At 44.7% G+C, this 14,609-nt stretch carries 15 protein-coding genes; 1 reads left to right on the top strand and 14 read right to left on the bottom strand.

What is annotated here, in order from left to right:
• Nucleotide 1 precedes the first annotated feature (1 nt).
• The 11 genes from AC0VYI_RS23490 to AC0VYI_RS23540 form a co-directional block, all read right to left on the bottom strand.
• Nucleotides 2-991: an ABC transporter permease gene (locus AC0VYI_RS23490; protein WP_475430069.1), complete on the bottom strand. Its 990-nt coding sequence runs from the start codon at nt 989-991 to the stop codon at nt 2-4.
• Nucleotides 988-2,502: a sugar ABC transporter ATP-binding protein gene (locus AC0VYI_RS23495; RefSeq protein WP_475445982.1), complete on the bottom strand. Its 1,515-nt coding sequence runs from the start codon at nt 2,500-2,502 to the stop codon at nt 988-990. The genes AC0VYI_RS23490 and AC0VYI_RS23495 overlap by 4 nt, the downstream gene beginning before the upstream one ends.
• 92 nt (nt 2,503-2,594) lie before the next feature.
• Complete coding sequence (locus tag AC0VYI_RS23500; protein WP_475430071.1) at nt 2,595-3,548, bottom strand: sugar ABC transporter substrate-binding protein; 954 nt, start codon at nt 3,546-3,548, stop codon at nt 2,595-2,597.
• Between the two features lie 69 nt (nt 3,549-3,617).
• Complete coding sequence (locus AC0VYI_RS23505; RefSeq protein WP_475445984.1) at nt 3,618-4,274, bottom strand: class II aldolase/adducin family protein; 657 nt, start codon at nt 4,272-4,274, stop codon at nt 3,618-3,620.
• A 14-nt stretch (nt 4,275-4,288) separates the two neighbouring features.
• Entirely contained in the window at nt 4,289-4,579 is a 291-nt protein-coding gene (locus AC0VYI_RS23510; protein WP_475445986.1) for a hypothetical protein, read from the bottom strand.
• 341 nt (nt 4,580-4,920) lie between these two features.
• Nucleotides 4,921-5,772, bottom strand: coding sequence for a GntR family transcriptional regulator (locus AC0VYI_RS23515; RefSeq protein WP_475445988.1), 852 nt, complete (start codon nt 5,770-5,772; stop codon nt 4,921-4,923).
• 103 nt (nt 5,773-5,875) lie between these two features.
• Nucleotides 5,876-7,093 (bottom strand): MFS transporter, encoded by a 1,218-nt coding sequence (locus AC0VYI_RS23520; protein WP_475445990.1) that lies wholly within the window; start codon nt 7,091-7,093, stop codon nt 5,876-5,878.
• Between the two features lie 2 nt (nt 7,094-7,095).
• Nucleotides 7,096-7,545 (bottom strand): MaoC family dehydratase, encoded by a 450-nt coding sequence (locus tag AC0VYI_RS23525; protein WP_475445992.1) that lies wholly within the window; start codon nt 7,543-7,545, stop codon nt 7,096-7,098.
• Complete coding sequence (locus AC0VYI_RS23530) at nt 7,535-7,972, bottom strand: Zn-ribbon domain-containing OB-fold protein (protein ID WP_475445994.1); 438 nt, start codon at nt 7,970-7,972, stop codon at nt 7,535-7,537. The genes AC0VYI_RS23525 and AC0VYI_RS23530 overlap by 11 nt, the downstream gene beginning before the upstream one ends.
• On the bottom strand, nt 7,969-9,153 hold the full coding sequence (locus AC0VYI_RS23535; RefSeq protein ID WP_475445996.1) for a thiolase family protein: 1,185 nt from the start codon (nt 9,151-9,153) through the stop codon (nt 7,969-7,971). Before AC0VYI_RS23535 ends, AC0VYI_RS23530 begins: the two co-directional genes overlap by 4 nt.
• Nucleotides 9,150-11,090: an acetoacetate--CoA ligase gene (locus AC0VYI_RS23540; RefSeq protein WP_475445998.1), complete on the bottom strand. Its 1,941-nt coding sequence runs from the start codon at nt 11,088-11,090 to the stop codon at nt 9,150-9,152. Before AC0VYI_RS23540 ends, AC0VYI_RS23535 begins: the two co-directional genes overlap by 4 nt.
• A gap of 161 nt (nt 11,091-11,251) precedes the next feature.
• Between AC0VYI_RS23540 and AC0VYI_RS23545 the strand changes: the two genes are divergently transcribed.
• A complete protein-coding gene (locus AC0VYI_RS23545; protein WP_475446000.1) occupies nt 11,252-12,427 on the top strand; it encodes a thiolase family protein in 1,176 nt (391 codons plus the stop codon).
• Between the two features lie 23 nt (nt 12,428-12,450).
• On the opposite strand, the gene AC0VYI_RS23550 is transcribed toward AC0VYI_RS23545, so the two are convergent.
• The 3 genes from AC0VYI_RS23550 to AC0VYI_RS23560 form a co-directional block, all read right to left on the bottom strand.
• A complete protein-coding gene (locus tag AC0VYI_RS23550) occupies nt 12,451-12,726 on the bottom strand; it encodes a hypothetical protein (RefSeq protein WP_475446001.1) in 276 nt (91 codons plus the stop codon).
• Between the two features lie 160 nt (nt 12,727-12,886).
• Nucleotides 12,887-13,471, bottom strand: coding sequence for a mechanosensitive ion channel domain-containing protein (locus AC0VYI_RS23555; protein ID WP_475449842.1), 585 nt, complete (start codon nt 13,469-13,471; stop codon nt 12,887-12,889).
• 90 nt (nt 13,472-13,561) lie between these two features.
• Nucleotides 13,562-14,566, bottom strand: a complete 1,005-nt coding sequence (locus AC0VYI_RS23560; protein WP_475446003.1) for a substrate-binding domain-containing protein — start codon at nt 14,564-14,566, stop codon at nt 13,562-13,564.
• Nucleotides 14,567-14,609 lie beyond the last annotated feature (43 nt).

The raw sequence follows: 14,609 nt of genomic DNA on the forward strand, positions 1-14,609 counted from the left end.
CCTATGATTTTTTAGCAAATGAAGTCATGGCGACCACCACCAGAATAAGGGCACCCTGAACGCCGCTCACCCAATAGGAAGAAATCCCCAAAAGTTGGAAGCCATTCGATAAAGCACCAATGAAAAGCACTGCTAATAAAGTACCGCCAATGGTAGGTACAAAGCGTCTTGAAAACACTGTGCCCAACAATGCGGCAGCCAATACAGGAAGCAATAACAAACCAGTCCCTGGCGTTGAGGAACTTAATCGCGAGACAATTAATATCGAGGCGGCACCAGCCGCAAACCCAGAGAACAAATAACTTCCATATATGTAGCGACCAGTATGAATTCCCACGGATTTTGCGGCTTCGAGGTTTCCCCCAACCGAGTAGAGTCGCAACCCCAAAGGACTAAAATGAATAATGCAAACCATCAAAATGGAGCCAATAATGAGACACCAAGCTAACGCACTAATCCCCAGAAATTTATCAAAAGCAAGCATATCTAAAACAGGAGAAGAGGCTCCAATAACGGTATTTTGCGTGACGACCAGCTCTAAACCTGCGGCGATATTCATAACTGCAAGCGTACTTAATAACGGCATAATACGCAGTGTCACCACCGCAAAACCATTCAGAAAGCCGATGCCCAGCCCTGTTACAATGGCTGCCGGAATCGCGACACTATCACCATATCCCCCTTCTAATAGCACGGCGTAAACAGCAGTACACAACCCAGCATTCGCAGCGATAGAAAGATCAATACCTCCTTTTTGTACATCCGTACCCGTTCCAATAAACACCACGGTAATACCAAAAGCTAAAAAGCCTAGAATCGCAGATTGCTCAACAATGTTTAGAATGTTGTAACTAGACGTAAACCCTCTCGCCGTTGCGGCAAAAAAGATCATGATGCCTAGAAAGGCGGCAAATGCGCCCAACCGTATCGCCATTTTTTGTAGGGTATATCCATTTGAACTCGTGTCAGTTTTATCGGTTTGGAGTTTCATAGGGCACTCCTATTTATGGTTATTTTTTTACCGGATACAGCGGCAAGTAGTTGCTCAGCATCAATCTCTCCACCCTTGTATTCACCAATCATTTCACCTTTATAAATCACCAAAATGCGATCACACATTTCAGCCACTTCTTCAAAGTCTGATGAGACAAAAACAATGGCTTTTCCCTCTGAAGCTAAACGATTAATCAAACCATAAATTTCAATCTTAGAACCAACATCAACGGCTACAGTCGGCTCATCTAATAAGTAGACTCGGCTATCACAAGATAACCATTTTGCTACAACCACTTTCTGTTGATTCCCACCAGAAAGATTACTCACCAACATATTTCCACTTGGCGTTTTGATACCCAATTCTTCAATTAAAGCATTAACCGACTGAGCCTCTTGCCGTCGATTAATAAAACCACCCTTAGAGATGTTGTTCACTGAGGCTAATGAGATGTTTTCAGCAATGGAAAGACTAACCGCAACACCGTGAGCTCGCCGATCTTCAGGTATCATAGCAATGCCATTTTCAACAGCATTAACCGAGCTATTTAACTGATGAGTCGCTCCATCTATAGCGATTGAACCACTGTCAGGAGGTGTTAAGCCAAATAAGCTCTGTAATACTTCTTTATCACCAGAACCTAATAATCCTGCAATGCCAACAATTTCCCCAGCGCCCACGTTAAAAGACACATCTTGATAATGATTTTTGAGGCATAAGTTGTTCACTTCCAAGACAGGAGACCCTACTTTAATGTTTCGTTTAGGGTACATTTCTGAGGTATCCCGATTAGTCATCATAGTAACGATTCTTTCAATGCCCACTTGTTTAGGAGAGACTTGTCCCACATTTTCACCATTACGTAGCACGGTCACCGTGTCACAAATATTTTCAATCTCTGACATGTAGTGGGAAATGAAAACAATGGCGATACCCTCTTCTTTAAGACGACGTAATACCGTAAATAAGCGATCCACTTCTTTCGTCACCAACGCGGCGGTTGGCTCATCAAGCACCAGTACTTTGGCCTGTTGGCTCAATGATCGGGTAATCTGCACAATTTTTTGTTGTGCTGTAGAAAGGTCAGCAATCAACGTACTAGGATCGAGATCCAAATCGAAATACTGCTTTAACAGCTCAGCGGCTTGAGCATTCATTTTGCGATGATTGATGAAAGGACCAAATCTTGGTTCGTTACGCAAGAAAATCGCTTCTGCAACTGTGGCGGTGCTTACTAATAAACGATCTTGGTGGATAAAATGAACGCCGCTCTCTTCAATCGATTTCGGTGTAATACTTTTTAGTTCTTTCCCACCAACAAACACGGAACCCTCATCGTGACGATAGATCCCCGCCAACACTTTAATAATAGTGGACTTACCCGCGCCATTTTGCCCAACAATGCCATGGATAGTGCCATACTCAATAATCAGTGATGCCTGATTTAGCGCTTTGACTGGCCCAAATACCTTGGATACACTTCGCATTTCTACTGCGATTGAATTCATGTGCTTCCCCCTAGAAATCAGCGATTAAACATGACTCGATATCCTCCAGGCATGTTTAATCAAACGGCTATTCTGTTGCGGACTCAGTCACGCTATTTTTTGCCAGCTTTTGTAATTAATACGGATGGCACCAAAGTGAATGAAGGGACTGAGCCACCATTCAGATAGGTGGCAACGTTTTTAGCGGCTTGCTTACCGATTTCATAGGGTTGTTGAGCGACCACGGCTGCTGCGGGTGATTTTGGATTGCGCACCATGGCCACATACTCAGGACTGCCATCTATTCCATAAGTTTTTACATCCGTGCGTTTAGCCGCTTCAATTGCCTGAGTGGCACCAATCATAGGCACATCCCAGCAAGCAACAACCGCTTTTAGTCCAGAGCCAGGGCCATACTTAGTCAGCATATCCGACATATCAGAATAAGCTTGCTGCACTGTGTTTGGGATAACATCGCGTAACTCTGGCTTGATAATTTTGATGCCAGGGTACGACTTAAATACATAACGAATTTCATCTAAACGAATCTTGCAAACAGGTACAGACGAAAAACCATTAAACATCACAACCTTACCGACGCCATGCATGTCCTTCACCATTTGCAGAGCCAGTTCAGAACCAATACTGTAATTATTCGAAGTCGTATTATTGATCGCATAAGGCGTTTCCGTATCGATAGTAAACAACGGAATACCGGCTTGCTTAATTCGCTTCAACCATGGATTAAGCACCTTCAGGTTACCCAATTGTTCAATAATGGCATCGGGACGTTGCGCAATCAGAGTTTGAATCTGACTGACCTGAGTCTGGTCGTTACGATTCGCATCCAATGCAATCACCTTTGCTCCTAATGCTTTTAATTCATTGATCTGACCTTGATAGGCTTTTAGATCAAAGTCATGATCAGTACCAATAATCGTAACGCCCACGGTTTTACCAGATAACGGCAGCTTATCTGCCGCCATTGCGTAGGAGCTTGCTGCTAAAGCAAGGGAGAAAATAGCAGTGGTTATCATTGTGCGATTTTTGTTTTTATTTGATTGCATCTTGATTTTCCTATGTTGTGGATAAATGCTGGTTCAGCAACAAATGCGACTCAGCCAATTTCACTATCATCAGTCCGTATGACCATAACCAGACATACGATTGATAACAGTCTGAATTTCTTCTTCTGATAACAAAGGCGGCTCCCCCATGGGCAAGCAACCTAAATACTGTTTCGCGAGCGTCTCCACTTCTACGGCCAACCACATAGCTTTATCTAATGATGTCGCCGTGGCAATCATTCCATGGTGGGCAAGTAAGCAAGCGGAACGCCCTTCTAAGGCTTGCAATGCATTTTTTGATAACTGGCTTACCCCATAGGTTGCATATGGAGCGCAGCGAATGTCATGGCCACCACAGACAGCGACCATGTAATGAATGGCCGGAATGCCTTTTTCCATAATCGATAAGGTTGTGCAGGCGGTAGGATGAGCATGGACGACCGCGTTGGATTCCGTCTTATGTCTCATGATTTCCAGATGGAAATTCCACTCAGAGGAAGGCGTTCTGGTGCCAATAATTTGTCCGTCGAATCCCATCCAGACAATGTCTTCAGGTGTCATTTTGTTATATGGCATCGACGTCGGTGTGATCAGAATCCCTTCACCGAAACGCACCGAAATATTACCCGACGTTCCTTGGTTAATTTGCGAAGCATTCATGGCAATACACGCATCAATAATACTTTGACGTATTTCGATTTCCGTTTGTTCTGTTATGTTTTTCATTATGTCCCTCATGTTTAAAGACAGGTATCAGCGTCGATAAACACGACGGCCCCTGTTAAATAAGTAGATGCATCTGATCCAAGAAATAGAGTCAGCTCAGCGATTTCTGAATAGGATGTAATTCTGATTGAGTATTGATCAAGAAGGGGATGCTTTAGCGATTCTAGAGATAAGTCATTGAGATCCATGAACGCCAAATTAGCACCGCAAGCAGCAAAAGCTGAGGATTCAAGTCTAATACCACTGGCAGCACCTGTAATAGCAACGACTTTTTTTGATAGATCAAAAATATCTGGATAGTTCATGTCGATCTCATTTTTCTATTTATTATTATCAACGAATCACCAATTGAGTCTGAGTTCAGACTGTCTAAAACCACTATAGTGTATAAAATTCGACCGTGTCAATCTGGTAATGACCAGAAATTGAATTATTTTTGGTTATTACTAGAAATTAGCTAATATATGAAGAGTAAAAGGCCCGTTTAATCAGCTAAAAATAAAAGTTTAGGCTTGGTAGGAGAGGGAAAGATGCTCTTATATGGAAGTCTAAAATAGTGCTTTTAAGGAATAAAAAAACCTTTGTTTTTCGCTAAAACAAAGGTCATAGATGAGTATGGTAAGACACAGCCATTGTGGTGGAGTATTTAACTAACGTCAGAAGCAGTATTGCTTGTCGACACATGGATACGAGCCACAGCAGAGTTATAGTAAGCTCGATAGAACTCCAATGGCATATCATTCGTGTCATAGGCAATAGATTCGATAGCAATCACTGGTTGATCGCCACTTAAAGCTAGCCTTTCACATACTTCCACCGACGGCATCGCTGCGGTGAACCAACGCTCAGCCCGCTTAGCCACTAAACCATAACGGTCTTTTAAAAGCTGAAACATAGATTTATCTTCTATGTCTAAATTTTCGAAATCAGGCACCTTATAGCCAGGCAAAGAAATAATGGTGTGGGTAATAGGCGCCCCATCCGAATAATAAATTCGCCCAATACGCACCACAGAGCCATCTTTTGGAAGATTAAATACACGTATTTCAGCATCATCAGCCTGTACTCGATTAAATTCAAATGTCTTCGAGGTCACCTTGTAACCACGGGCTTCTAAATCGGCATGAACAGACATATTGGACGTCAGGAAGTTCGTTTCCATACGTGGTTGAGCAACAAAAACGCCCGTTCTCGCCACTTTGTAAAGTAACCCTTCTGTCGCTAAGCTTCCTAACGCCATTCTAACCACAGAACGAGAAACACTAAAAATCTCACAAATGGTTTGCTCTGAAGGAAGACGCATATCAGGTAATAAAACCTGACAATGAATTCTGTCTGCTAGCGCGTTTTTAAACTGCACCCACAGAGGGGTATGGGATTTCCGATCAAAAAAAGCACGGTCTTCTGCCATGTGGCGTAATGCTTTCGCTGCGGGACTATTATTGTCATCATTTTTAGGTCGCCCCCTGCTTCGCCGATCCACTTCACTGCCATTCATCTATTTTACTGTCCTTATAACCTATTGAGTTCTTCAATATTTCATTATGCCTGTTTGTTACAATCCAGTAAAAATATGCTTTATATTTTTTCTTCAATGCTTTTTACCTAGCCCCTGCCGCTAACCTTCCCGCATCAGGTAATGTCCGTAATAACCCCATTGCGACAATACCAATCATTGGTCCCGGAACTAATATCAAAAAGACCCATTGCCAACTGCCTAATGCATTCGCCAAAATAGGTAATATGGAAATAGCGACTACGGTAAGAGCAAAGCCAACGCCTAGCTGCAATGCCAATGCAGTACCTACAAAATCTTTATCCGCTAATTCGGTTACGGCGGCCGAAAACTGCGCACTGTCACCAATGACACTAATTCCCCAAACCACTGCAACGATGGCCAATAGCCAACCTGGACCATCGAAAACGAACCCCATTAACAGAGCACAACAACCAGAAACCAACATCATGCCTATCGTGGTGTAACAACGGCCAAAACGATCTGACAACACTCCACCTAAAACACACCCAATACTGCCTGATGCCACCACAATAAAACAAAACATGGATGGCGAACCAAAAGGAAAAGATATCAAATGATGGGACGCAGCGTTGGCATAGGCTAACAGCCAAGCCCACATGGCATAAAGCTCCCACATGTGACCAAAATATCCCATATTAACCAGAAATAAAGGCTTAGATGTGAAGACTTTCAAACATTGCTTAGGATCAAATAGCGCTTTACCAAAAGCATAAGGGCCTTCCCTGACCTTCCAAACAAACAAGATCGCCGCCAATAGCGAGGTTGTAGACGATACTAATACCACCCACTGCCATTGAATATGGTCGGTAACAGCACGAAATAAATGAGGAGCAGATGAACCGATAGTCAGAGCACCAATCAAAAAACCCAGCGCTAACCCTCTGCCTTTAGTAAACCAAGTTGCCATTAACTTAAGCGCTGCGGGATAAACACCAGCCAAAAACATGCCCGTTAAAAAACGCAATAGGATCGCTATTTCTATCGATGGGTTGGCCAACAACAAACCATTCGCTACCGCCGCTAATAACGCTGACAAGGCCATCAAACGATTCAGGCGAATAATATCCGGCAAATTCACTAAAGAAGCAGATAAGGCTCCTATGACAAACCCCAATTGCACAGCATTGGTTAACCAAGACGCGTCATCATTGGATAAGTGCCATACCTTGACTAATTCAGGAATAATGGCCGTTGCAGAGAACCAAGTGGCCAACACCCCTACCACACCAATACATATCACCATCAGGGCGGGCCATCGGCCTGCAGCTTGGTCTGACATTATTAAAGATCCTTCAATGGCATGGTATAAGTCGTAGCGGTTCCTTCAATGCACACATCGCCTTCACTATCCAAGACCGTAGTTTTCAACTGACAAATAGGTTTATCGTCTCGAACGCTCGTCACCTCAACACGACCTGTAATCGTTTCATTGACACCCACAGCTTTCTTAAAGTTCCATTGTACACCTAAAAACACGGTTCCCGGCCCAGGTAAGCGTTCTGCGACCACCGCGTTCAATATGCCGGAAGACACGCCACCTTGCACAATAATTTTGCCAAATGGCGTTTTTTCCGCAAGCGCTTTGTCATAATGAACTGGGTTATGATCGCCTGTCATTTGGGTAAAGGCAGTAATGTCCTCCGCACAAGTCGTTCGGCTGATTTCGGCAATGTCTCCCACTGCGGGCTGAGCATGCATCGTATTGGTCCAAGCGTTATTTTTATTTGTCATGGTATTGATCCTCAGGGATGGTAAAGGCAGGCATCATTTGACCGCCCAAATTTATGGTTTTAAAACTCACAGGCAAACCAATTTCTAATTGCTCTCGCTCTAATAACAATAAGGCCAGCATACTTGGCCCTTCTGCTAATTGAATGATCCCCACAGTGTAAGGCGTCACTGACGCCCAACTAGGATGACCTGGCTTCCAGATGGTGGTGTAAGTTTTTATCTTTGCCTGTCCAGACAGCTGACGCCAGGTCAGTTGGTTACTCCAGCAAAAGGGACACACTTCTCGCGGATAAAACACATACGAATGACAACGTTCACAATATTGTATGTGTAACTCACCTTTTGCCGCCGCTTGCCAAAACGGTTCCGTAAGGGGAGTTTTAGTCGGCCCAGGCACTTTTAAGTTTGCGAAATGGGTATATTTCATCGACCCACTCCAGGCTTTCCTAGTGCGACACTTTCACTACCGAGCACCAGCGCCACCGCTTCAGATAAGGTAGCACCATTTCCTGTCACAAGGGCGTATTGGGCTGAAGGTATCTGCCGTCCCGTTGCAGACTCTCTCAGCTGATGAACAGCTTCGACCACATGTGTCATGCCTCCCGCTAAATCTGGCTGCCCGAATCCAAGCTGACCACCGTGCGTATTCAAAGGACAGCTACCATCGTATCCAAAGGTGTTGCTACGTATGAAGTCACCAAATTTGCCAGCAGGACAAATGCCACTGTCTTCTAAGGTAAGCGCCACCATGATGGTGTAGCAGTCATACAGCGACAGTAAACTCATATCAAAAATCGAAGTATTGGATTGCTTAAAGGCGTGCGCCATAGCGTGCTTCAACGGACCAGAAGTCAGATCAGGTGCTTGTGATAATGCTCGATGCGTTACTTTTTCCCCCGCCCCTAATAAATACGCAGCGGGGTTATTTATGGTTTGTGCCCGCGTCACCGATGTTACAATTACCGCCTCGGCTCCCGCCACTGGCATGACGATCTCGTACAAATGCAAGGGTTCAGCTATGAGGGGGGACTGTAACACGTCGTTGGCATCACACGGTTTGCCATTAAAAATAGCATGGTGGTGATGCTGAGCATTATGGCGAGCCCACTGGGTAATTAAAGCAAAGTCTTCATCTTTCGATTGATACTTTGCCATATGCGCTTGCTTTAATTGTGCATAGGTCGCATTAGCGCCTGACGCGCCAAACGGAACATCAAATTCACGAATGGGGTTACGATTAGGGCTTCTTAGTGCATCTTGATTACGATGGTTCCCTAACACACACAGTACGGTGTGACACATTCCCGCTTCAATAGCGGCCGCTGCGCGCCAAATCATACCCGGACCAGAAGCCCCTCCTAAATCTACAACATTTGCCATGCTAGGTTGTAGACCAAGATATTCGGCTACGGTAGCTGGAACATGCTGGGGCGTCTCTCCTACTTGAGGACCAACTAATAATCCGTCAATATCCGCTTTATCGATGCCCGCATCGTGCAATGCTAAAACAGATGCCTGCGCCAACATACCTAACGTACTTGCACCGTCAGTTACTCGACAAGGTTTTAATTCTCCCACACCAATAATGGCTGCCTTTGGACGGCTCATAAGGCACTCTCCTGGGCAAGGTGTTTATATTGCTCAAGGCATTGGGGATTTTGCAACGAAGCTACATTAGTAACAGGCTTACCCAATAAGGAAGACTGAGCGGCACCCTCAACACGCTTACCATTTAATGTATAAGGTACCTCATCCACTAAATAGATGGCAGCCGGGACATGGCGGGGAGAACAAGCGGTTCGAATGCTTTTGCGTATGAAATGAACCAAATCATTATTGAATAACGCGCCTTCTCTTAACTGAATGCACAGTACAATCTCTTCATCTCCCTCAATCGGACGACCAAACACGACACAGTCTTCGATCTCTTTTATGCCATCACACGCATTATAAATATCAGCGGTACCTATTCTGACGCCACCGGGATTTAAAGTATTATCGGAACGACCGTATATTACCGCCGTGCCATCTGCATTCAATTGGGCATGATCCCCATGAACCCAAATTTCCTGTCTATCAGCGAAATAAGTTTTTTTATAACGCGCTAAACCATCATCGCCCCAGAAGGATATGGGCATGGAAGGAAAAGGTTCAGTGCACACAAGGTCCCCTTGGCGACCAATCACCGGTGCTCCCCGATTATCAAGAACATTAACGGCCATACCGAGAGCTTTTGTTGTCAAGGTGCCTTTTCGCAAAACGTGCCAAGGCGAGCCAAGCAAGAAGCAACCCATCAATTCCGTACCACCAGAAATGGACGCAAAGCCAACTTGCTTTGAAACGGCACCATAGATCCAATCATATTGATTCGGCGCAACAGGACTGCCAGCTGACAACAGCCAACGCAAAGAAGTTAGGTTAAAATTCTGCTTTGGCTCAAAGCCTGCCTCTGTAAGCGTTCCAAGATATTTTGGTGAAATCCCCAAATGAGTGAGTTTTTCTTGCTCGACAACGCGCCATAAAGGTGCGCAATCCAGTCTGTCCTTTTGCTTTAAAATAGGCGCTCCATCATAGAGAACTAACACCGCATGACAGCCAAGTGCCGCAACGATCCAGTGGTACATCATCCAAGCGGTATTGGTATACCACAATACACGATCGTCCTCGCGAACATCATTATGCAGAAGATGCTCTTTCAATTGTTGTAGCAATACCCCACCGGTACGATGAATGATCGCCTTCGGAGCCCCCGTTGTGCCTGATGTATACAGAATATAGGCTGGGTCATTAAATCCAACACGGGTGAAATGCAGGTCCGCTTGTCTGCCAAAATCGGTCCAATGTATGAAATTATCTTGTGTCGTTAAACTGTGTTCACCGACAATAATCAGTTGCTCAACGCTGTCGATACGCTGCGCTAGTATGAGAGCCGATTGAGAAATGTCGTGCTGTTTACCAGCATATTGAAAGCTTGTTTCTACGAAAAGTAATATGGGGTTTACCTGACCGATACGGTCAATAATGGCTTCTACACCAAAATCTGGGGAGCAAGAAGTCCACACTCCACCGACCGCTAATGTAGCCAAATGTGTAACTAAACACGACAATTTATTGGGCATTACGACTGCCACACGGTCACCCGGTTTAATGCCTGCTTGTCTCAAGCCTTGCGCAACACGGGCTACTTCTTCGCGCACGTCATCAGCGCTATAGACATGGCGTTCGCCTGATTCATTGGTTTCAATAACAAGAGGAGCGCTACCCGTTCTTCTCAGTAGGTTCTCTGCCAGATTCAGTCGAGCGGAAGGAAAAAACTGCGATTCCGTCATCCATTGTTCAGTATTAGGAATAAATACGTCGTGGCCCTTTTCGCCAATAACACCTGCGAAGTCCCATAGCTGAGACCAAAAGCCCGTTAGATCACTGATTGACCAACGATGCAACGCATCATAATCCTGTGTTGGTATGCCTGCCTGCTTAGCAAAACGCGTTAAAGCACAATCTTCTTTCATTGATTGTGTCGGTGACCACAGTGGCTTTTTCACATGACATACCTCTTAGCAATGTGCTTAATACGCACGATTTATTGTTATTTTTGTATTTACCTCATAATTAAGACTATTCTAAGTATACCTAGAAATCAACATTCTGGTTATACTTAGATATTAAATAAAACAATAACAATCAATATATACAGGTTGATATTATGAAAGAGGTCTACATTGTGGCGGGTAAACGGTCTCCTATAGCCAAGCTTTCAGGAGGATTAGCAAGCATGAACGCGGCTGAAATCGGTGCCCAGGTTATCGCGCACTTAATAAGGGATGTAGACCTAGATCCAACCCTGCTGGATGAGGTCATCATCGGCCAAGTGTTGGCTGGCGGAGCAGGTCAGAATCCCGCTAGACAAGCCACACTGCTCGCAGGACTGCCAAGCAATACCTGTGCATTCACTGTCAACAAAGTCTGTGGTGCCGGTCAAAAATCTATCCACCTTGCTGCTCAAGCAATTAAAGCGGGAGATGCCAACCTCATTATCGCTGGTGGACAAGATTCCATGAGTAATGCGCCTCAACTGATTCTGACTAATCAGATTGCGGCAAGACAACGTCCGCTAACCGTTCAAGACAGCATGATCACAGACGGCTTATGGGATGCTTTCCATAATATTCACATGGGAGAGACAGTCGAACACATTATTACTCGGTGGAAAATATCACGAGAAGAGCAGGATCAGTTCGCCCATCAATCACAAATAAAAGCCAATAACGCTCTACTATCCAATCGCTTTGACTCTGAGTTAACCTCGATCAGACTCCCGTCCAAACGGGAAGAGGCCTACTTCACTAAAGATGAGCATCCTTATCTTTCTTCGTTGGAAAAGCTGGCTAAGCTTAAGCCCGCTTTTTCGGAAACAGGAACCATCACCGTAGGCAATGCATCGGGGCTAAACGATGGTGCGGCTGCGGTTCTCGTGGCGAGTAAACACGCATTATTAGAGGCAAAATTAGACCCTATTGTACGTATCGCCTCTTATTCCTCTTTCGCATTATCCCCCATGGACATGGGGCTAGGTCCGATAGGAGCATCAAAAAAAGCACTAAAACTCGCTGGATGGAACATTCAACAAATAGAGTTGGCAGAAATCAATGAAGCCTTCGCTGGACAATCGATCATCGTCTTAAGAGAACTCGGCATTGCAGAAGAAATCGTCAATGTAAATGGCGGAGCCATTGCCCTCGGCCACCCTTTAGCTGGGTCTGGCTGTCGCATTGTCGTTTCTTTACTGCACGAAATGCAGCGTCGATCAGCAAAAAAAGGTCTTGCGACATTATGTATTGGCGGTGGAATGGGCGTAGCGATTTGCCTTGAGTTATGTTGAAAGTCAAATCATTAAGCTTTTGACTAAGTCCGTTTTACTCGAACGACTTTCATAATTTCCATGGAAATACCAGCCACTACCTCTTGCGTTGGGTAGTAGGTCAGGTTAACACGGGATCCGCGCAACGTACGGTATTTTCCTTGTCGCTTAAAACGGAAGGGGACATCGTAGCCTTCGATCATCAAAGTATGTAAAACCCAATCTTCCTGCGGTCTTTGCACATGGGATTTGACTTTTAGCGCGTCCGAATGAACCAGCTTATCATTTTGCTGTAATAAATCTTTTGGGTCAGATTGCATATCAAACTCTCCGTATGAGGTACGAGAGCGTTTTATTATGACATAAAATACACCAAAAATTAAAAAATTGACTATTTTTTACTCAAACCCTCCATATAGGACCGCCGACAGTCCGTGTCACAACCATGGTGAGGCGATCTGAAGACTGTGAAACAATCGCTTAAGGTTTTTTTGGCAGGGGATTATCGGGTACTGTTTGAGGGCGATCTTTTCCTCCATCGTCCATACGTTCTTTCATCGCCCGAGCAGCGGCCTCATTATCAAAACGTACCACAGGTTTTTGTAAAATTAAGCTGTTTGGGTACGTCACAATATCACCAGAAAAACGACGAATAATGACATGAAAGCTTGATATATCAGTAATCTGGCCAAGTACGTCTTCATCTTTTTCGGCCACACGAATCCAATCACCAACACGATATGGGAAAGCAAAAAAGATAATCAAACTGGCAGTAATATTACTTAGAATCGACCATTGGGCAAACAAAGCCACACCGACCACAGCAAACACAGAGGAAAAAAATACCGCCAGCTGACCGTATCCAACCCCCATCACAATGCAAGCCAGCATAATAAACAAAGCGGTCAAACTAAGCTGCATCATTTTGGTCACATAGCGCAAGCGAACCTCACTTGTCCCATTTTTATGACCCAGCAATTCCACACTGCTCCGCATAATACGATTGATTACAATATAACCAACAACCAGCAAAGCAACTAAACCAATTTGCACCATGATCTTCATCACTCTAAATACCTTTTAAGCCTGCGCGCAATAAAATAAGCGAGAACCATTTCTCAGAGATTCTCGCATATCATGGCATGAAATAACCGATTATTGTGTCTTTGGAAGGGGCTTTTCCACTAAAACAGAAGGAATTTGAATAAAACGCTGGGGCACAGGTCGTCCTTCAAGCAGAGCAAGACCAATTTCAACCGCTTTGGCAGCCATCTCTTTCGGACGCTGAACCGCCGTTGCCACCCATTGGTTCTCTTGGTGAATCATCTTTTCGGCAAACGTAGCGCCATCCACTGAGGCAATAATAAAATCCTTACGGCCGGCTTGTTGTGCCGCTTGAAGCGCCCCTAGTGCGGTAGGATCATTAATGGCAAATACGGCATCGATATGAGGGTATTTTTCCATCAAATAGGTCATGACTTCCATTCCTCCATCGACGCTACCACTGCCATTCATACGGTAACTTAGCAGAGAGATGTTCGGGTATTTACTCAACACCGATTTGCAGCCAGCCACACGCTCCACTACTGACGACACTAAGACCCCGTTAATAATAACAAAGTTGCCTTTATAGTGAATTTGCTTGGCAAGTCGTTCACACGCCTCCATTCCTGCTTGCACATTATCCGTGGTGATGGTCGCGTCTGCCCCTTGGGCATTCACATCCACAGCAATGACTTTAATGCCAGCCCGCTGAGCTTTTGCCACCACAGGAGCAATTTTGTATGGATCCGCAGCCGTTAGAATAATCAGATCGACACCCGCTTTAATAAATTCATTCACTTGCTTGATTTGACGATCTAAATCATAGGCATCGGAATGAATTAACATTTTTACTGGGCCGCCTGTCAGTTCTTTAGCTGTGGCGGCGGTTGCATCAATCAATTTGACAAAATAAGGGTTACCAAGGTCAGAGACACTAATACCGATCGACTTCAACACTGACGCATTTTTCGCCTCTATCGAACTTGATGGCACGGGGGTTGCGGCAAACAACGCGGTGGCAAATAACGCGAACACTAAACAGGAAAGTAATCGTCCTCTAAAAAAATGTAAACGCGAAAAACGCCCATAGGATTTCAATACTGCGACGCGACGCATGGAGCAGAACCTCTACTTGGAGAAAAAAACGGCTCCAAGTATT

Source organism: Marinomonas sp. 63XJN7_9_ISO-PGPR-S23-217, assembly GCF_056173515.1.